Here is a 20425-nt window from a genome sequence, read left to right on the forward strand (position 1 = left end):
GCACGCCCCGGCCTCGCCAGCCAGCGCACCCTGGATAAAATAGTATGTCTTCAATTGGATAAAACATGGGTCCCGATCTGAAAGGAATCCACATAAAAAGCTTTTGTTACACGAAGTTATTTTACGAGATTATGAATAAATCATTCAAATTGAACCATTATTGCAATATTTTATCACCAAATTGAAATTTTAAACTTGCACCACCAGGAATACGCGATAATGAAATTCTGTTTCATTACAGAAATGAAGAATGAAATGGTCGAAATAAGAAATAACTGATTAAATTTTCAAGTTTTTATTTCACAATTCCTTGGGGGAATTCATGCAATTCGCGTATAAAACCGTGGCCCGGATTCTGGGCTCCACAGCTATGTCCACTGCCCTGCTCTGCCCAATCTCCGCATTTGCCGACCCTTACACCGCCACGGATGGCGCGGCGCACCGCGATGCGAGCGGAACGGAATCGACATTCAGCGGCAACACCGTGACCGCCGCGACAAGCGGCCCCAACAAACGGGCCTGGGGCATCCTCGTCTACGAAAACGTCTCGGGCGAAGACACCACAGTCACCGTTTCAGACACGACCGTCACCACGACGGGCGATCGCGCGCACGGCATCCAGTCCGGCGCCAACGGTTCCAGCCCGACGGGCGAGGACCTCTCGCGCATTGTCCTCGGCGCGAATGTATCGGTCGAAACGACCGGCAACAAATCCTTCGGCCTGCACGCCGTCGATGGCACTTCGATCGAAGGCGCCGTCATGATTGAAACCAGCGGCTCCGAGGGCCTCGGCGCTCTCGCTGAAACCTATTCCACAATCACGCTGACCGGTGGTTCCATCACCACCACAGGGGCCGCCGCCCATGGTCTGCGCGCCAGCAACGATGTTCTCGGCGAGGTAGGCGGCACCATCATCGCCACGGACGTGGACATTTCCACCGCCGCCGCCTGGACCTTCGGCGCCTATGCCACCGATGGCAGCACGATCACCGTGAATGGCGGCACGATCACCACTGCAGGCGAACGCGCCTACGGCCTGCTGGCGGATGACGATTCCACCATCAATTCCTCCGCAGTAATCACCACCTCAGGCCTCAACGCCCATGGCGCGCAGACCAGCGCCCAACAGGATGCTGGCCTGACAGGCGGCGCGATCCACTTCACCGGCGGTTCGATCACCACATCGGGCACCGCCGCCTATGGCCTGCACGCCATCGGCCGGGGCGCGATCGACGGCACCGTGAACGTGACCACCAGCGGCGCGTACAGTTTCGGCGCACAGGCCGAAACCAATTCCACGATCACGCTCACCGGGTCGCAGATCAAGACCTCGGGTGCCAACGCCGCCGGTCTTGTCGCCAACAATGACTTTGCGGGCACGGGCGGGATTATCACGGTGACCGACACTGTCATCGAAACCACCGGTGCGACGGCCCCTGGCGCATTTGTGTCGGCAGGCGGCAAGATTGCCATCACCGGCGGCAGCATCAGCGCCAGTGGTGACGATTCCCCCGCTCTGGCCATTTTCGGCACGGGCACGATCACGCTTCAGGACGTGACGCTGACCAGCGTCGATGCCCCCACGGCCTACGTGCAACTGACGGGTGCAACCGATCTGGCCAGCCTGACGTTTGGCGCGGGCACTGTTGCCACCGCCAACAACGGCACCCTGGTACAGGTCGCCCGCACCGGCAACGGCGCAGACGGCACGCTCCAGCTCACGCTTGCCGACGGTTCGAACACCAAGGGTAACATCATCGACACCGACCCCAAGGGGACTGGCAAGACGCTGTTGACCATCGGAGCAGCTGCGCAGTTCGAAGGCCGGGTCGACGGTGTTGCAGGTGTGACCGCACAGCCTGGATCGACGGTGGACTTCGCCCCTGGCACGAATATCGCCGGCGATCTCACCGGTGATGACACCACGTTCGGCTTCAGCCCGGCTGGCGGCACCATCGGGGGGGATCTGAACCTCAACAACGGCTCGTCGCTCTCCGGTGGCAGCCTGGGCGGCGTGCCCGATGCCCCCAACCGCCCCTGCCCCCCTCGATCACGCCCGCGCTTGAAGACCTTATTCCCCCGGCAGCCAACCTGATCGTGGTGCAGGGCAATGCCACTGTCGATGAAGAGTCGAAGCTTGGCGGCAATGTCGTCATCGGCGGCGACCTGAACCTTCAGGGCATTGGCAGCCCGGGCAACTCGATCGGCCTCGTCGTGGTTGGCGGCAATGCGACCTTCGGTGCGGATTCGGTCTACGAAGTGGAAATCGATGGGGCCGGCCACGCCGATCGTATCGCCGCAGGCGGTATCGCAACGCTGGAGGGCGGTGCGGTTACGGTTACCGCGCTCGACCTGAGCAAGAGCTACAAGCAGGCTCAGACCTACACGATCCTGAGCGCGGAAGGCGGCGTTGATGGCACCTTCGGTTCGCTGTCGACCAGCTCGGTCTTCCTGAAAACCTCGCTCGCCTACACGGCCAACACGGTGGACCTGACCGTTTCCATCCCCGCCAATGCATTCCAGTCGGCCGCCACCAGCGGCAACCAGTTTGCAGCAGCGGCGGCACTGGACAGCCTGACCCAGTCGGGTTCGTCGCTGGCGCTGTACAATACGATCGCGTTCCAAACCTCGCTGGCCCAGGCACGCAGCGCATTCGAACAGCTCGCGGGCGACAGTTACGCCTCGGTCAAGACCGGTCTGATCGAAAGTGCGCATCTCACCACCGACGCGATCAACGCCCGCCTGCGGGATGATGTGAACGCCGATGGCGAAGCCAACACGGCTGCGTGGATTTCCGGGTTCGGTTCGTGGATCGATCATGGCGCCGACAGCAATGCCGGAAGCCTGAAGACCTCGACCGGCGGTGTTATTGCGGGTGTGGACGTGGACCTGTCGGGCTGGCGTCTCGGCCTCGCGGCCGGTTACAGCCAGAGCGACCTGAAGATGAAGCGCCGCAGCGCTTCGGCTGACAGCGACAACGTGCACCTCGGCATCTACACTGGCAAGAAGTGGGGCCCGCTGGGTCTGCGCGCCGGGCTGAGCCACACATGGCACAGCGTGGATCTTGACCGTTCGGTGGCGTTCGCCGGGTTCAACGGCAGCTTCGAAAGCGATTACAAGGCGCGCACGCTGCAGGCCTTCGGTGAACTGAGCTACGATATCGCGCTCGGTTCGGCTTCGCTTACGCCGTTCGGTGGCCTGACGCATGTCAGCCTGCATTCCAAGTCGTTCAGCGAGGACGGCGGGCTCGGCGCTCTCAACGTAAAGAGCGGCACCACCAGCACGACCTTCACCTCGCTGGGTCTGCGCGCTTCCGCACCGCTGAAAGTCGGCGGCAATGGGGCCTCCCTGCGCGGTGCGCTGGGCTGGCGCCACGCCTTCGGTGATATCGTGCCGGAATCGGTGCAGGCCTTCACCGGCAGCAGCGCCTTCTCCGTCGATGGCGTCGCCATCGCCAAGGATGCGGTTCTGGTTGAAGCCGGGTTCGATATCGCACTGTCGAAGGGTTCGACCTTCGGGCTTGGCTACTTCGGCCAGTTCGGGGACGGCACCTCGCAGAACGGCGTGAACGCACGGATCAAGTTCAGCTTCTGATCCTTGTCTTTTGCGGGACCGGTGCGTCAGCCTTTGGCTGGTGTCCCGGTCCCGTTTGCATTTCCGGTACCGCGGCCGCATCGGCCCACGCGCATTCGGCCCGGCCTATCCTGTTCAGGCCCTGCCCACATCACCGACGCACGTAGACCGGGCCTATCCACACCCCCATCACCACGCAGATGCTCCCACCATCCGGCGCATCCATGAAACGTTAAGCTTTCGCCCCCTTAAATGCGCATTGCAATCAGGGGAATAACGCATGAGATCGGCACTGCTCGCACTGGGCTCCTTGGCTCTCACCTTGCCGTCCGGGGCATTCGCACAATCCGCGCAGGGCCAATCCGCGCAAGGTGACGTGGCGATCACGATCTACAACAACGATCAGGCGCTGATACAGGATACCCGCCAGATGAATCTGGCCATCGGCCGGTCACGGCAGGAATTCCCCGATGTTTCCGCAGCGATCCGCCCGGAAACGGTCACGCTGTCCGCGCAGGGCACCGGCATAATCGAGCAGAATTTCGATTACGACCTGCTGACACCCGCCAAGTTGATGGACAAGGCCGTGGGCCAGAAGGTGCTGATCATTCGCACCAATCCCGCGACCGGCGCCGAAACCACCGAGGAAGCGACGGTTCTGGCGAACAATGCGGGCACGGTGCTACGCATCGGCAACCGCATCGAGATCCTCCAGAATTACGGCGCGCGGATCGTCTTCTCCAGCCTGCCGCCCAATCTGCGGGCCAGTCCCACGCTGTCGGTTTCGCTCGATACCACGCGCGCGGGCACACGCCCGGTGACGCTCAACTATCTGTCGCGCAGTTTCGGCTGGAAGGCAGACTATGTCGCCCTGTTCGATGAGGCTGCGGGCAAGCTCGACATGCAAGGCTGGATCACGCTGACCAATTCCAGCGGCACCACCTTCCCCAATGCGCGCGTACTGCTGGTGGCGGGTAATCCCGGCGGGGCAAACGATTACAACAGCTATAACCCGCGAAATTCGCGCGGCGGCCGCCCATCCGGCAACAGCGCAGGCACGCAATCCGCCGATCGCGAGCGGCTGGGCGATTATTACGTCTATCCCATCGACGGGCGGACCACTGTCGCCAATGCCCAGCAGAAACAGGTCAGTTTCCTCAACGTATCCGATGTCCCGGCCAGCAAGGGATACTATTACCGCAATGGCTGGATGGGGAGCAGCGATGACCCGCAGAGCGTGGACACAGTGCTGCGCTTCTCCTCCTCGCGGGAGGGTGGCCTGGGCGATGCCCTGCCCGCCGGAATCATCCGCGTGTATATGCGCGACAAACAGGGCCAACCGCAGTTCATCGGCGAAAACAGCATCGACCACACGCCGATGGGATCGGGCATGGCGATCAAGACGGGTGAGGCATTCGACGTCAAAGTGAAGCCCATTGTGACCAAGCGGGAAGAAATCCCATCGGACGAATGGGTCCGCGCGGGCCGTTATCGCGTGACCGTTGACGGCAAGGAAACGCACGAGGTCGAATACAGCCGCGCGCGCACCTATTACCGCACATCGATGAGCTATCTGATCTCCAACGCCCGCCCCGAACCGGTCAAGGTCGAAGTGGTGCAGGCCGGGCTGGACAACTATTGGTACTGGGATGTCCGCGTCCCTTCGGAAAGCCACAAGGGCACGCAGCGATCGCGCGACGAACGCGTGTGGCTGGTCGATGTGCCCGCCAATGGCGAAGTCACGCTGACCGCACAGTTCGATACCGTTTACTGAGGCGCTCCGGGTGATCCCGCCCCGATCCATCGCCAGAACGCCCCATGCCGGAATGCCGGTGCGGCGCAGAGTGCGGCTGTTCATCGCACTGCTGCTGGCCGCAGGCATGCCGTGGCTGGGTGGCCCGGCACAGGCGCAGGATGCCGTGACATCGCCCGCGCCGGATGCGGTCCACGTGACGATCTACCGCGCTCCCGATCGCAGCCCGGATGAGAACATGGACCTGCAATGGCTGGGCGGCTACGCGCTGGTCACCGAAACCCGCACGGTCACGATCCCGCAAGGCAAGGCGATCCTGCGTTTCGAAGGGGTGGCGGCGGGCATGTTGCCGGAAAGCGCGATTGTCACCGGCCTGCCCAAGGGGGTGCGGGAAAAGAACCTCGATGCCGATCTGCTTTCGCCCGGCAATCTTTTCGCGCGCAGTTTCGGCCGCCCTGTCACCTTGCGCCGCACCGATCCCGCCAGCGGCACAGTGCGCGAAGAACCGGCGATCATCCGGTCGGGGCTTGCCGGCTCCGCCATTCTCCAGACGCGCAGCGGATTTGAAGCGGCCAATTGCGGCCTGCAGGACGAAATCCTGTTTGGCGATGTTCCTGCCGATCTTTCGGCAAAGCCCACGCTATCCGTGGCAACCGATGCGGACAGGGCGGAAACCGTCACCCTGTCGCTGTCCTATCTGGCTTGGGGGTTCGACTGGCAAGGCAACTATGTCATCCAGATGCACGAAGACGGGCGCAAGGCCGATATTCTGGCGTGGGTGACACTGGCCAGCAGCGATGTAACCAGCTTCCCCGGTGCGGAAACCTCTGTCGTGGGGGGTGAGGTCAACCGCGAGGACGAGGCGGCCGGGTCGCCGGATCGCGGCCAGACGTTGTCGTTCCACTGTTACTTCCGGCCCGTGGCCGAACCGCCCATTCCCATGCCGATGGCGCCGATGCCAGCGCCCGTCATGAGCGAAATCATCGTCACCGCGCAGCGCCGGGCCGTTACCGTCATGGATGCGCCACTGGCCGTGACCGTTATCGAGGAAGAACTGGGCGATCTGAAGCTCTATCGCGTGCCGGTGCCGACAACCGTCGCCGCGATGGGGCAGAAACAGGTCGCGCTGTTTCAGGTGGCGGATGTGAAGCTGGAGCCGATCTACATCGCCCCTCTCGATGGCACTAACGCCGGTGACGTGCGCCAGACGCTGCGCCTGCGCAATCGCAAGGAAGATGGCCTGGGCCGGGCCTTGCCTGCCGGGCAGGTGGTGGTGTTCCAGCCTGTCACGGGCACGCCCGTCCTGTCGGGCGAAGGCGTGATACGCGATAGTGCGATCGGCCAGACCGTCGATATCGATACGGGCGATGCGACACAGGTGCACATCGATGTGCAGCAGGTTGGCGAACGTAAGGGCTATGACGAATACGAAGTCGTTGTCAGCAACGCCAACCCCTGGCCCATCCAGTTCGAGGCACCGCTGCGCATGTCCGAAAATTACCGGTTCGAGAAAATCTCCGGCCGGATTGAAAAACACGAAGGCCAGCAAAAGTGGCGCGCGCGCATCCCCGCGAACGGCACGGCCACGCTGCGTTATCGCCTGCACGCCTTGCCCTGACGGCGAACAATCAGGGCCGCCCGCGCCCTGTTCGCGCCGTACCGCCGCACTTGCCCTGACGCGGGCCCTCGTGACATGATGGCCCGATGGGACGGTCGGCATCGCACCGGCCCGTGGAGCGCCCCCAGCATCCGATAAACACAAGGAGCCTGTTTCCGTGAAATTTGCCCTCTCGACCTTCATGACGCCAGTGGCCGAAATTCCAGAGATCGCCCTGACGGCCGAAGACTCAGGCTGGGCTATGGTGACGATGTCCGACCATGTCGCCAATCCGCAGACACTGACCACGCCCTATCCCTATACGGCCGATGGCGCGCGGCGCTGGCCCGAATTCACCGAATGGCCGGATCAGCTGGTGATGATGGGCGCCCTTGCAGCGGCGACCAAAACGATCCGTTTCACCACCAACGCCTTCGTGCTGCCGATGCGCAATCCGTTTCAGGTGGCCAAGGCGATTGCGACCATTTCCAACGTCTCGAACAACCGCCAGGTGCTGACTATCGGTGTGGGCTGGTCGAAGGATGAATTCGGCCTTCTGGGGCAGGATTTCCACACGCGCGGCAAGCGCTGCGACGAAATGATCGAAATCATGCGTCTGCTGTGGACGGGCGATTACGTCAGCTACGACGGCAAGTACTACCAGTTCGACAAGGTCGAGGCGAACCCGCGCCCCACAGGCCATGTGCCCATCTGGGTCGGCGGCATTTCGGGCCCCGCGCTGCGCCGCGCCGCGCATCTGGGCGATGGCTGGCTGTCCGATCTGCAACCCGCAGCGGATATCGTGGACAGCATTCGCCAGATCCGCGCCATGCGCAAGGATGTGGGGCGCGATCATCTGCCGTTCGATGTCATGGCCACCCCGATGGACGTAGGCGATCCCGACGGCCTGCGCCGCCTGGAAGACGAAGGGGTCACCCATATCATCGGCACGCCGTGGCTGATGTATTACGAAGGGCCGACAACGCTCGAACAGAAGAAGGACAGCATCAAACGCTACGCGGACGATATCATCGCGCATTGTTCCTGAACCGCCAGTTGGCGGCAATCCCGGAGCGTAGGAAGGAGAATCGCGCCGTGAAACGCACCCTGACGATTGCCGCCCTGTCGCTGCTGGCCGTGGCCTGTTCGTCCGAACCCGCCGATGAAGGCCGCGAAGCCGCGCCGGGCGCGTCCGCACAAGGCCCCGCTGCACCCACGCAAGGCAACGCTGACACCACCAACCCGGCCGCCGGGCGCACATCGCAATATACCAAACTCGACAGTTGCAAGGTGGTCGAACTGAACGCGGACGAAGCGTACTCGGTATCCGAATGCCCCGGCGTGGGCGGATACGGGCTCAGAGTGAACGAGAGCGATCTGCGCGAAACCGTGGCGATCGTGGCCCCCGACGGTTCCCGACAGGATGTCGATTTTTCCCCTGCGGCCAGGAGCGGCGGCTTCAGCAGCATTGGCGATACGATCGAATGGCGCGGCCTGCGCAGCGGCAACACCGTGGAGCCGGACACGGTAATCCTGCGCTATGCGCTGGTGGAAGATCCGGAAAAACCGGAAAAACCGACCCGCTATCTGCTGACCATCGCCCTAGATGGCAAAGCACCCTGCATCATGGCGATCACCGCACCGGGTGCCGGGCAGAACGAGAAAGCCCGCGCAGCCACCGATACCGGCCCACGCACCTGTCTGCCTGCGCCCAACTGAGATATCCGCCGGGTCCGGGGTGCTGCATCGCCTGCAACACCCCGATACCCAGCCGGGCCGTCAATCCGCTGCGCCACCGAAGTGATAGGTCAGCCGCGCACCGACCATACGCGGTTCGCCATAGATCGACGTGGTGAACCCGAGCGAGTTGTAATAGTTGCCGCCACCCACGCGATAGAGCTTGTTGGTGACATTCGTGGCATAGAGGCTCAGATCGAAATCGCTGCCCATGATCCCGTTCCAGCCCGCGTTAAGCGAAAGCAGGCTGTACCCCTTGACGACGATATCCGGGTCAAAGGCATCGAGATTGCGATAGCTGCTCTGGTATGACCAGGTCGCGCCAAGCTCGATCGTGCCGGCATTGCCCAGATCCTTGTTATACCCGGCCATCAAGGTCAGCTTGTGTTTCGGCGTGTAAGGCAGTGACAGGCCGGTGTAACTGGCCTGCGAAACCGGATCGATGAAAGTGCCGTATTTGGAATCGAGATAGGAATAGCGGGCGCCCAGCTTCAATTCGGGCGTGGGGTTGATATCCACCTGCGTTTCGAAACCCTTGATCGTCGCGCTGGAGGCATTGACGAGATAGAGCGCAAAACTGGTTCCCGACGGGAACAGCAAGGCACGCTGGATATCCTTGAACTTGTCCCGGAACACCGCAACCGACGCATTCAGCGGCATGCCACCCAATGTGGTTCTGGTCTTCGCGCCGATTTCGATATCGTCGACCGTTTCGGGGCCGAACGAGGCAAACCCTTCGGAAGGCACCGCAGGCAGGTTGAACCCGCCGCTCTTGAAACCACGCCGCGCCGTTGCGTAGAGCATGGTCGCCTCGCTGATCTGGTAATTGAGGCCAAGGGTATAAGTCGTGGCCTTGAAAGAGCGGGCAGGGAAATCATAGCGGCAGTTCGGATAGGTGGCGGGCACATATTCGCAGGGCTGCCCCGGCAGATCGGGATAGTAACGATCCGCATAGTCCTTGCGCCGGTCATGCGTGCGGCGGATGCCCCCCGTCAGCTTCAACCCCTGCAACGAAGGGGAAAACGCCCCGAAATCGAGTGTTGCCTGCACATAGGCGGCCTTGCTGGTCAATTTGTCCCCTTGCGAGAAATGCACGGTCGGCGCGCCGAAAATCGCCAGTTCCTGGGCTGTCAGGTTCTTCTTCGGGGTGTTGCGCTGGTAATAGGCCCCTACTGTCCAATCGAGCATGTCGTTCAGCGTTTTGCCGGAGAGTTGCAGTTCCTCGGTGAACTGGTTGAACGCGGGCGTGCCGTTGTTCTGCAACCCGCCGGGCAGACCGGTCGGGTAATACTGGATGCCGGGGATCAACGATCCGTCGACATCGATCCGGGCATCGTTCCGGAACGTGGAATAACTGATGATATTCTTGAGCGTGATGTCAGGCGTCAGGTCGATCCGGGTCTGGTTGGCGACCATCAGGATTTCCTGCCTGTCCGCCTGTTGCCCGTTATAGGCCACGCGCCGCGGCCCCCAGGCTTTCTGCTGCGCCACAACGGAATCGAACACATTGCCGTAAAAGCCCGGATTGATCAGATGGAGCTGCGAACTGCCGCCATGTTCCTTCCGGTCGAGATAGCTGACGACCGTGTAGTTTTCGAAGGAATCGCCGGGCGTGAACAGCACGGAAAAACGCGCGGCGAGATAATTAATATTGTCGTAATCGCGGCCGGTGATGACGTCTTTGGTAAAACCGTCGCGCTGCCGGTGGCTGATCCCGGCACGGATCGCCAGAACCCCCGGCACGACCGGGATATTGACGATCGCCTGCTGTTCGAAATTGTCATGATTGCCGTAACCGACCTGCAGCGAACCCTCAAACCGGTAAGTCGGGCGCTTCGGCTCGAACAAGACCGCACCGCCCGTAGTGTTGCGGCCAAAAAGCGTGCCTTGCGGCCCATTCAGAACCTGCACATTGGCAAGATCGAAAAGGTTCCCCGCGCCACCGCCGCCGCCCGGCAAGGGCACTTCGGCAAAGTAGGCGACAACCGCCGGGTCCGTGCCAAAGGTCGTACCGATCCCGCGCAAGGAATAGTTATCGGTATTGCGCGTGTTGTTCGTGCTCACGCTCAGCGACGGGGTAAGATATTGCACGTCTTTCATGCTGGTGAGATTGCCGCGGGCCAGCGCGCGATCATCGATCACCGTGATCGCGATCGGAACCCGTTGCAGTTTTTCTTCCTGCCTGCGGGCGGTAACGATGATATCCCCATCGGCGGACACCCCCGGACTGCCCCCGGCCGCCGAAGATTGCGCATAAGACACTGGTATATAGCAAGAAAAACACACTGTTGCGGCCAAAGCCGCGCGCACGCACGCCAATCTGTACATCGCACCCTCTCCTCACCTGGCCGGTTATCACCCCGGATCGCCATCTCATCATGCAGGTAATGCGTGAACAATTTCCGTCAGATAACGCCAAATCACGAACAATGTCGATATGTATTGAATATCACCGATCGAAAAATGAATTTGTTCGACCGCAAAAATGTCTTTTCTATGAATTAATTTCATTTCCACGCGCGAGATTATTTCAAATTCGGGCCTGACGATTTCCATCGCGTCTTTCACCGTTTCAACAGCGTCCGACTGGCGCGGATGATAGGCGGCCACCACCCCGCCTTCAGCAACAACCTGTCATTACGTGACAATTTGTCTCAAAACCCCTGTTCCGGATGGCGTCGCCAAGTGTGTCCGTTAAGCAACAAAAATCATTTAAATCAGTATAGGCGGAACTTTGACGTAGTGCTGGGGTTCCAATCATGCCCAAAATCCGGATGGGTAAGGAAGGAGAAAGTGCATGCGCAGAGTCATTCTCGCCGCGGCAGCAGCTGCAACTCTATCTACGCCAGCGCTGGCCCGTGACGGCCAGCCGTACATTGGAATCGAAGGGGGGGCCGTTTTCGGGCAAAAGACCAATTTCGATATCGATCTCCTCGATGATGGAGAGGTGTACGATTCCTACAACAACGGCGTCACCGCCAGGCACAAAAAACCTGGTTGGGAAGCCGACGTCATTGCCGGTTACGACTTCGGGGTCATCCGTGCAGAAGCGGAAGTCGCTTACAAGCGCCTGAAAACCAAGAGCATCGATTTCAGCCCTGCCTTGGCTACCGATCTCGGTCTGCCCGATACCGGACCGTATCATCCGCACGATTTCGACCTCAGCAACCGCACCAGCGTGTTGTCCGGCATGATCAACGTGCTCGGTGATTTCGGCAATCAGGACGGGCTTAGCTTCTACGCCGGTGGCGGCGTGGGCCGGGCCCGCGTCAAAATGTTCGACGACAAGGACAATGCGTGGGCATGGCAGCTTATTGCCGGCGTTCGCTATGCCCTGAGCGAGAACGTCGATCTCGGCCTGAAGTATCGCTACTTCAACACTGGCCGCCTCAATTTTGACGGCCAGATTGACGGGGGCAGCAACGTTGGACTGGTGGATATAGACACCGATGCCAAGCTGCGGACACACAGCATTCTGGCAAGCCTGACGTACAACTTCGGTGGCGCTTCGGCTCCGCCGCCGCCGCCACCTCCGCCGCCGCCACCCCCGCCGCCTCCGCCGCCGCCCCCGGCGACGCAGGTCTGCCCGGATGGTACGGTTATTTCGGTTGGCGGGTCGTGCCCGCTTCCGCCTCCGCCGCCTCCGGCGCCTGAACGCGGATAACACTGCGGCTTATCGTTAGCCCAAAAGAAAGGGCGAGGCTTGGCGGCCTCGCCCTTTTTGTGTCAGCGCCCGAACGCGTGCGCCCGGATCAGGACGAACCGCGCGTGTCCCATCCGTAGATATCCGGCGTATAGGCAATTTGCCCGTTCACGTGCCGCGCGGTCAGATAGGTGACATAGATCGGCACCCCCTGCGGCAATTGCACGAACTGCTCGGGTTCCTGCGACGGCGCCACAGGTTCCCGGCCAAGCAGCCAGCGCCCGAACCGGCGGGCATCCTCCAGCCTGACGCAACCATTGCTGAGATTGCGTTGATCCTTGGCAAACAGCGCCTTGGACGGTGTATCGTGCAGATAGATATCGAGCCCGTTCGCGAAGGAGAACTTCATGTTGCCCATGGAGTTCTGCGGCCCGGGAAGCTGGCGTACGCGGATTTTCACCCGCCCGTCGGCAACCGCCTTCCAGTCCACCTGATCGTTGGGCACAACCGTGGCGTTGGCCGACCAGTCCGACATCACCTGATAGCCGCGGCTTTTCAGATAGGCCTGCCCCTGGGTCAGCACATTGGGCACGATCGTCTTGCGCACCAGATGATCGGGGACATTCCAGTAAGGATTGAAGGTGGTGTAATAGATCACGCTGGCGATCATCGGCGTTTCATACTGATTTGTGCCGACGATGACCTTCATGGAATCGACCTGACGGCCATTCTCGTACATTTCCAGCCGCTGGGTTGCGACGTTCACCAGCGCAAACCGGCCTGATGCGGCGGGCAAGGAACGCAGCCGATCCAGATTGGCGAGAATGCGCCGGTCGGGCACCCCGGCACCACCGGAAGCCTGCGCCTGTTTCCACGCGGCGTCGCGAAGTTCTGCGTACATCGGATTGATCGCCGAAACATCCGTCAGATATTGCCGTAACGAAGGGGCCGCAGCCGCCGCCTTCAAGACCTCGTCAGCCTTGGCCGCCTTGGGCGCCAGCGTGGCATAGCCATAAGTCACATTGCGCGATGGCTGCCGGATTGCCTCCACGTAGGCAACCCATGCCGCGGACAGGATCCGTTCCGCAGCCGCCGCATCGGCTTTGCTGCCTGTAGCCGCCGTCTTTGCCGCCTGTTCCACCTGCCCAGCCAGCGCAGGCCCCGATGCAAACCCGTCAAGCGGGGCGCGGCGCAATATACCCGCAAGTTCCGTGGCAGCATGTCCGCCATCGCTGAACCATGCCGGGCCTTGCCAACGGCTGTAGAAACTCTGGACCTCGGCAGATTGCGGCATGCCGGCGACAGCGGCCTGCATCGCGGCGCTGGCCACCGGTGCGGCGGCCTCCTTGCGCGCCATCGCCGGAGCAGCGCTGCCAAGCGCAAGCGCGCCAAGAACGCCGATGGCAAGGGATGAAATCTGGCGATTGTCCACTTTGTCTACCTCCTCAGCAGCGTTGCGCCGCCTTCGTGTCTCGGGCACGCATTGGGGCGACCAGCATAACGCAAGAATCTGAATTGAAGCTATATGACTGCCAAGCTGTTCAATATTATTATGTCCTGTTGCCGATTGGCCAGCCCGAGGCAGCGCCCCCTGTGCGGGACAATGCCCCCTTCAGCGCGCAGCCTGCCGCAGATAGGCAATCAGCGCCTGGCGATCCTCAAGCCGGGCGAGCCCGCGAAACGGCAGGCACAGGCCCGGTACGATCGCCTGCGGGTTCTGCAGCAGCAGGTCCAACTGCTTTTCGTCCCACAAGAACGTTTTCGCCCGCAACGCGTCGCTATAGCGATAGCCCGGCAATGCAGCCACCGGACGGCCAACGATCCCGTTCAGATGCGGCCCTGTGCGGCGATCGTCGGGATTGACCGAATGGCATGCGGCGCATCGAATAAACAGCTTCCTGCCTGCCTCAATCCGGTGGGCCGGTTCAGCCGCCTTCACCGAAGCAAGCGATCCCGCACCAGCCACGGCCATCAGGAAGAACATGGGAAACCAGCGCCAGAACATCGCGCCCCTTAACCCGCAGATATGGCCGGGTCGAGACCGCAGCATGCAGGCCACTCTCCTCCTGACAGGCTTTGCCCCGCGCCGCGCCGATGCGTTCGCGCGGGGAGGAGTCTTCCGAAGGCCATTCCAAAAACAGATAGACCCTTGAAGTAATGGAAAATATTACCGAATAACAGCAGTGGAGCTTACCGTATAATCCGCATCGCACAGACTAATACTCCACCATATCCGCAGGTTACAAATTTCAACTTTACGCACGAAAATTACAGTGCCAAGGGGAACGCACCTATCGGCTGCAAACGTCGGCAAGATGGGCAATGTGCGTCGTTTCACGCCTCGAATTACTCATGATGACACTTTGCAGTTGCTGCGGGTCATAAAGGACGGGGATGTTTTTAAACAGCAATCTGGAAACCCGGGTCGCGCATGCCTGACATTCCGCAGAACTGCCTGCACCTGATACCGAGCGAATCGGCATTACCGCCGGAGTTGCATGACAGCGTGCGGCGACATCACAAGCACCTGACTGCCCTCGCCATCAGTTTGCGGGCCGCCGGGGTTGATGAGGCTATTGTAGAGATGAGCGTTTGGCAGCTCACGGAGAGTTACAGAGTGGAATTGACCGCTGCGATGCAGGCTATCGTCCAAGGAAAGTCCCATGCCTGATCCCACGTTGCACGACGAGGAAGGACGGATCGCCGCGCTCAACCGGTTGCGCGTGCTGGATACCGTTGCGGAAGAACCTTTCGAGAAGATCGTCAATCTGGTTCGCACCGTGTTGGGCGTTCCGATTGCGACAGTGACACTGGTCGATAGCGAACGGCAGTGGTTCAAGGCGCGTAGCGGCCTGAGCGCGCAGGAGACACCGCGATCAGTGTCCTTCTGTACCCACACGATCCAGCAACGCGAACCCCTGATCGTGTCCGACGCCCTTCTCGATCACCGCTTCACGGACAGCCCGCTGGTTCAGGATGACCCGCATATTCGCAGCTATGCGGGCATCCCGCTGCAAACGCCTGACGGATATAATGTCGGCGCGCTCTGCGCCATCGATACGCAGCCGCGCACATTCAGCGATGAAGAGATAGCGATCCTCACCAGCCTGGCGCATATCGTGACCAACGAGATGGAGCTGCGCCTAATCGCCCGGCGCGATCATCTGACAGGGGCACTCACCCGGCGCGGCTTTGTGGAGCAGGTCGAAACCGAATTCGCACGCTATATCCATCACAACGATCCAGCGGCGCTGATCGTGCTCGACGTGGATCACTTCAAGAACATCAACGACCGCCACGGCCATCCGGCAGGGGACGAGGTGTTGCGCCAGCTCTCGGCCCTATGCGGTGCGCACATGCGCCCCAGCGATTCCTTCGGGCGGCTGGGAGGCGAAGAGTTCGCCGTGCTTCTCCCCAATGTGGACAGTGCGGAAGCCCTGTTCGCAGCGGAGCGGTTACGCGCCACGATCGAGGCCTGCCCTTTTGATATTCCCGGGAATACGCGGTTGCGGGTGACCGTCAGCCTTGGGGTGACGCTGCTTGATCCTTCGATCACGGGCGTGGATGACTGGATTTCTGCCGCTGACGCACAGCTTTACGAGGCCAAGAACAGCGGGCGAAACTGCACCCGCTCAGCCAGCGCGGCCGAAACCACGGCGGTGACCGCAGAGTAAACGTGGGGAAGCGTTTGCATCGCACATCCCCGCAGTGGGCCTGTAAAAGGTATCTGCCTCCGGTAGCGGTACCCGAATATCCCGCGCGGATCAGGCCGGGGCGATAGGCCGGCCCAGATAGGCGTTCAGCGTCTGGCGCATATGGCGGATACGGATTTCCTGATAATTGCCTAGCGTGATCGCCCGCTTGCGACTGCTGCGCATACCCCTTTGCACCAGCGGCATGGCATCGGCATCCTGATCGATCACCGGGCCGAAATAACTCAGTTCCGGCACATCGCTGAACCGTTCATCCGGCCCTAGCGCACGTAACGGCGCAGGCGGCGGTGGCGTAGCTCCCTCCGCGAACGGCAGCAGCAGCCAGACCTCGAACAGGCATCGGTTGGGATCATCGCCACAGGGCCGCGCCCGATAGGTCAGCGGCGAATTGAACCCGCCGAACAGCACCAGATTGGGGAACAGGTAATATTCGATCACATCGACCAGTTCCGAAGTGCTGTAGTGCGACAGGTCAACGCCAAGACGCTCCTTGTTGAGCCGCAGGATATCCCCCGCGATGCGCCCGCGCGGCGTTTCCCCCTGCTCCAGTGGATCGCCGCTGCACAGGCCGAACCGCGCCGCAGCCGCCAGCACGCGTTCCGGTGCCGGCTCCGTACTGAGATGCGGGCTGATCACCCCGCTGGGATTGATCATGCGCGAATAATGGCGCTGCCCTTCCCACACATCGTATTGTGAACTGGCATCTCCGAAAAACGGCAACGATTCCGGATGCAGCCCGACGACATGGAACGTTTCCAGAAACGCTTCGAGCGCGATCTTCCAGTTGCAGTCCATGACTTTGGAGACGTGCGCGGCGGTATAGCGCTGATCGAGCGGCCAACGCGCGAAATGGGCTGGCAGATCTTCCAGATAGTCCGCCAGCGGGATCGCATCGGCCGCGAAATTGATGAAGACGAACCCGTTCCATTCCGCCACGGCGATCGCATCCAGCGCGAAATCTTCGGGATCGACATGGCGGAAATCCCACGATCCAGGCCACTTGTCGACCTTGCCATCCAGCGTCCAGCTCAACCCGTGAAACGGGCAGCGAATCCGCAAGGTCTTGCCATCGGCATCGAACAACCGCGTCCCGCGATGCGGGCAACTGTTAACGAAGGCCCGCAGGCCGCCATCCCGGCCCCTGACGACAAGCGCGGATGCATCGCCAATATCATAAACGATGCAACTGCCCGCCTCGCGCAGCACTTCCGTGCGGGCCGCCATTTGCCAGGTCCGCTTCCAGACCTTGTCGATTTCTTCCCGGTGGAAGGCCTCGCTCAGATAGGCGTCCATCGGCAAGTCGGCCTCGCCAAGGAAATCCACGCCGCTTTCATCGAGCAGGGCGGGTGCGGGAACCGGATCGCTGGTCAGGATATCCCGTGTCGATGGCCCCGGACAACGCGGTACTGGTCCCCTCTCCTGCGGCATTCTATGCTCTCCTCTGCGGCATGGTGCCCCATGCCCGGAACATCGTGAGTGTTCCTTCATGCGGATACACCCTGCCTCACCATGCCCCCGCTCAGCAAGGGGGCTGTCCATCAGGCAGGGGTGGCTGTTTCTTTCAGGACCGGACGAACCCTTCAAAGCCGTTCGCCACCGCCTCTGTGCAGAACTGCGCAAAGCGGGGAAATCCGGCGACATAGATCATGAAGCCGGTGTCTTTCCCTTCGATATTCTTGCCGTTGTACCACGACGCCGCCTGCCGGTGGAGCGTGTACTGCGAAACGGTGTCGACTTCGTCTGCCCAGACCTTCTCCGCCTGTTCGGTGGTATCGATCCGCGCATAGCCATCGCGCTCCAGCGCATCGATGATACCGGCCGTCCAATCGACCAGCCATTCCCCGGTGGTGATCATCTGCGCCTGCGCCGCCGGGGTCATCGGGCCGTGGATCATGAACAGGTTGGGAAAACCGGCCACCATCGCGCCGAGATAGGTGGTCGGGCCATGCGCCCACTTGTCTGTCAGCTTCTGCTGATCCACGCCTTCGATATCGATCCGCGTCATGGCACCGGTGATCGCATCGAAACCCGTCGCGGTCACAATCACATCGAGATCGTAGCTGGCATCCTGCGTCCGCAGGCCGGTCGGCGTATAAGCGACGATCGGCGATGACCGGACATCGACCAGCGTCACATTGTCGCGATTGTACATCTCGTAATAGCCGTTATCGATACACAGCCGCTTCCCCCCGATCGGATAGGTTTTGGGGCAAAGCAATTCCGCGGTTTCCGGGTCTTTCACAATCGTGCGGATCTTCCGACGCACGAATTCCGCCACCACCGCGTTGGCTGCCGGATCGGTCATGACATCCACAAATGCCACGAGAAGCTGCGACGCCTTTTGCGAGGTCCACGCTTCCTCCAGAATCCGGTCCTGCTCCTCCGGCGTGCAATCGAGCGCCGAAACATCCGTATATGCGATCAGGGACGCCCCGTAGGTATCGAGCATCTGCTTGCGGCGATTGGCGTAATCCTGTTTCCATTCGCGTTCGTACGCGCGGTCCAGCGGCCGATTGCCGGATGGCATGGAAAACGTCGGCGTGCGCTGGAACACGGTAAGGTGTTCTGCCTGCTGCGCGAGGATCGGCGCGGCCTGAATCCCGGTGGAGCCGGTGCCGATCAGGCCCACCCGTTTGCCCGACAGGTCCAGCCCTTCGCGCGGCCATTGGGTGGTATGGTAGATGTCCCCCCGGAACAGATCGCGATCCGGCCAGTCCGGGCTGTTCGCGGCGGAAAGGCTGCCCGTCGCCGCGATGACATAGCGGCACAGGAAATGATCGCCCTTGTCCGTGTGGACATGCCAGCGATTGGCCGTTTCATCGAAACGCATGTGCGTGACCACCGTAGACAGCCGGATATGGCCACGCAGATCGAAACGATCCGCCACATGGTTGGCATAGCGTTCCAGTTCAGGCTGATCGGAGAAGTACTCGGGCCACTGCCATTCCTGCTGCAGTTCCTCGTCGAAGCCGTAGGAATATTCGACGCTCTGGATATCGACCCGGGCGCCGGGATAGCGGTTCCAGAACCACGTGCCCCCCACACCCGAACCAGCCTCCAGGCACACCACGTTATAATCGTTCTTCAGGCGGTATGTTGCGTAAAGACCGGAAAATCCCGCGCCAATAATGCAGATATCCAATTCTTCCGTGACATTGCCCGACACGCATCATCTCCCGGTCCGTTATGCATTTCGCCCGCAAGAGCAGGCGCTTGGCACACAGTACCTGTGACTGGCGCGGCGGGGTAGTCATCATGCAAACGGATTACGAGGCGCACCGCATTATCGGACGCGCGCCATCATCAGGTGTATGGGGCCTGCCCGCAGATCAGACGAGAACCAGCGTCTTCCCGATTGTGCGGCCCGACATCAGGTCGATAAACGCTTCGGGCAATGTTTCGAAACCCTGCCGCACATTGGCGAGTGGGCGCAATTTCCCTTCAGCGACCCAGGCATCCAGTTCGCGCTGCGCCTCTTCCAGGACATCGGGATAATCGTACGTGATAAACCCTTCCATCCGGATCCGGTTCACCACCAGTTGCCACAGGGTCTTCACGCCATAGGGATGATCGGCATCGTTATATTGCCCGATCATACCGCACACCGGCACCCGGCCATGCAACCGCATCAGCGGCAGAATCGCTTCCAGCGTTTCACCGCCGACATTGTCGAAATAGACATCCACGCCTTCCGGCGCGGCTTTGGCGATTTCCGCCGCGATATCGGGCGTGGCGCGATAATCAATCGCCGCATCGAACCCAAGTTCACGGATGGTTTGCGCCTTTTCCGGCGATCCGACCAGACCGATGACCGTGCATCCCCGCGCCTTGGCAATCTGCCCGGCGGTCGATCCTGTGGCGCCGGCAGCCGCACTGATCACCACGGTTTCACCCGCCTTCGCCTGACCGACAGCGAACAAGCCGACCCATGCCGTCAGCCCGACCGGGCCAAGCGCGCCCATATAGTGGTACAGATCATTGCCGGGCATCGGATGGACCGCTTCCAGACCCAGTGCATCAGCACCGATGACATAGTGATCCGACCACGTGGCCATCGCGCGGATCAGGGTCCCCACCGGCCAGTCGGGATTGTTCGATGCCACCACTTCGCCCAGCGACATGCCGTTGATCGGCGCACCCAGCGCCACCGGTGGCAGATAGCTGGGCCGGTCGTCCAAAAATCCGCGGATCGCCGGATCGAGCGAACAGACCCGCATCTTCACCAGCATCTCGCCCGCGCCGGGCACCGGCATGGGCGCTTCCGCCAGCCCGAAATCCGCGGCGACAGGCACCCCATCGGGGCGGCGGTTGAGCACGATCTGACGGATAGTATTCATATCTGCAGTGTATCCCATAACCGCCGAGAAAATTTCGGGCGGAGCACACCAGTGCCCCGCCCGCCCTCAAGC

The 20425-nt window shown here is 61.2% G+C and carries 16 protein-coding genes; 9 read left to right on the top strand and 7 right to left on the bottom strand.

What is annotated here, in order from left to right; all coding sequences use genetic code 11:
* Positions 1 to 322: 322 nt before the first annotated feature.
* From EGO55_RS06430 to EGO55_RS06455, 6 genes are all read left to right on the top strand, one after another.
* On the top strand, positions 323 to 2095 hold the full coding sequence (locus tag EGO55_RS06430) for a beta strand repeat-containing protein (RefSeq protein WP_124916738.1): 1773 nt from the start codon (positions 323 to 325) through the stop codon (positions 2093 to 2095).
* A gap of 2 nt (positions 2096 to 2097) precedes the next feature.
* Positions 2098 to 3594, top strand: a complete 1497-nt coding sequence (locus tag EGO55_RS06435) for an autotransporter family protein (RefSeq protein ID WP_161566032.1) — start codon at positions 2098 to 2100, stop codon at positions 3592 to 3594.
* 259 nt (positions 3595 to 3853) lie between these two features.
* Positions 3854 to 5347 (top strand): DUF4139 domain-containing protein, encoded by a 1494-nt coding sequence (locus EGO55_RS06440; RefSeq protein WP_021690884.1) that lies wholly within the window; start codon positions 3854 to 3856, stop codon positions 5345 to 5347.
* Positions 5348 to 5357: 10 nt separating this feature from the next.
* Positions 5358 to 6944 (top strand): DUF4139 domain-containing protein, encoded by a 1587-nt coding sequence (locus EGO55_RS06445; RefSeq protein WP_124916740.1) that lies wholly within the window; start codon positions 5358 to 5360, stop codon positions 6942 to 6944.
* Positions 6945 to 7101: 157 nt separating this feature from the next.
* Positions 7102 to 7971 (top strand): LLM class F420-dependent oxidoreductase, encoded by an 870-nt coding sequence (locus EGO55_RS06450; protein WP_021690882.1) that lies wholly within the window; start codon positions 7102 to 7104, stop codon positions 7969 to 7971.
* A gap of 47 nt (positions 7972 to 8018) precedes the next feature.
* Complete coding sequence (locus EGO55_RS06455; RefSeq protein WP_021690881.1) at positions 8019 to 8642, top strand: hypothetical protein; 624 nt, start codon at positions 8019 to 8021, stop codon at positions 8640 to 8642.
* Between the two features lie 60 nt (positions 8643 to 8702).
* Here the strand turns inward: EGO55_RS06455 and EGO55_RS06460 are convergent, their stop codons facing one another.
* Entirely contained in the window at positions 8703 to 10880 is a 2178-nt protein-coding gene (locus EGO55_RS06460) for a TonB-dependent receptor (protein ID WP_040716362.1), read from the bottom strand.
* A gap of 156 nt (positions 10881 to 11036) precedes the next feature.
* Positions 11037 to 11270 (bottom strand): hypothetical protein, encoded by a 234-nt coding sequence (locus EGO55_RS06465; RefSeq protein ID WP_021690879.1) that lies wholly within the window; start codon positions 11268 to 11270, stop codon positions 11037 to 11039.
* A 187-nt stretch (positions 11271 to 11457) separates the two neighbouring features.
* Here EGO55_RS06465 and EGO55_RS06470 point away from each other — a divergent pair, with 187 nt between their 5' ends.
* On the top strand, positions 11458 to 12324 hold the full coding sequence (locus tag EGO55_RS06470; protein ID WP_021690878.1) for an outer membrane protein: 867 nt from the start codon (positions 11458 to 11460) through the stop codon (positions 12322 to 12324).
* An 88-nt stretch (positions 12325 to 12412) separates the two neighbouring features.
* On the opposite strand, the gene EGO55_RS06475 is transcribed toward EGO55_RS06470, so the two are convergent.
* Positions 12413 to 13735: a L,D-transpeptidase family protein gene (locus EGO55_RS06475; RefSeq protein WP_021690877.1), complete on the bottom strand. Its 1323-nt coding sequence runs from the start codon at positions 13733 to 13735 to the stop codon at positions 12413 to 12415.
* Positions 13736 to 13915: 180 nt separating this feature from the next.
* Positions 13916 to 14353 (bottom strand): c-type cytochrome, encoded by a 438-nt coding sequence (locus EGO55_RS06480; protein ID WP_021690876.1) that lies wholly within the window; start codon positions 14351 to 14353, stop codon positions 13916 to 13918.
* A 381-nt stretch (positions 14354 to 14734) separates the two neighbouring features.
* Here EGO55_RS06480 and EGO55_RS06485 point away from each other — a divergent pair, with 381 nt between their 5' ends.
* Positions 14735 to 14974, top strand: coding sequence for a hypothetical protein (locus EGO55_RS06485; protein WP_021690875.1), 240 nt, complete (start codon positions 14735 to 14737; stop codon positions 14972 to 14974).
* A complete protein-coding gene (locus tag EGO55_RS06490) occupies positions 14967 to 15977 on the top strand; it encodes a sensor domain-containing diguanylate cyclase (protein ID WP_021690874.1) in 1011 nt (336 codons plus the stop codon). The genes EGO55_RS06485 and EGO55_RS06490 overlap by 8 nt, the downstream gene beginning before the upstream one ends.
* Positions 15978 to 16067: 90 nt before the next feature.
* On the opposite strand, the gene EGO55_RS06495 is transcribed toward EGO55_RS06490, so the two are convergent.
* The 3 genes from EGO55_RS06495 to EGO55_RS06505 form a co-directional block, all read right to left on the bottom strand.
* On the bottom strand, positions 16068 to 17444 hold the full coding sequence (locus EGO55_RS06495; RefSeq protein ID WP_021690873.1) for an aromatic ring-hydroxylating oxygenase subunit alpha: 1377 nt from the start codon (positions 17442 to 17444) through the stop codon (positions 16068 to 16070).
* Between the two features lie 133 nt (positions 17445 to 17577).
* Positions 17578 to 19182 carry a flavin-containing monooxygenase gene (locus EGO55_RS06500; RefSeq protein ID WP_021690872.1) on the bottom strand — a complete coding sequence of 535 codons (1605 nt, stop codon included), beginning with the start codon at positions 19180 to 19182 and terminating at the stop codon, positions 17578 to 17580.
* 163 nt (positions 19183 to 19345) lie between these two features.
* Positions 19346 to 20353, bottom strand: coding sequence for an NADP-dependent oxidoreductase (locus EGO55_RS06505; RefSeq protein WP_040716356.1), 1008 nt, complete (start codon positions 20351 to 20353; stop codon positions 19346 to 19348).
* Positions 20354 to 20425 lie beyond the last annotated feature (72 nt).

This window comes from Caenibius tardaugens NBRC 16725 (assembly GCF_003860345.1).
Lineage (GTDB): Bacteria > Pseudomonadota > Alphaproteobacteria > Sphingomonadales > Sphingomonadaceae > Caenibius > Caenibius tardaugens.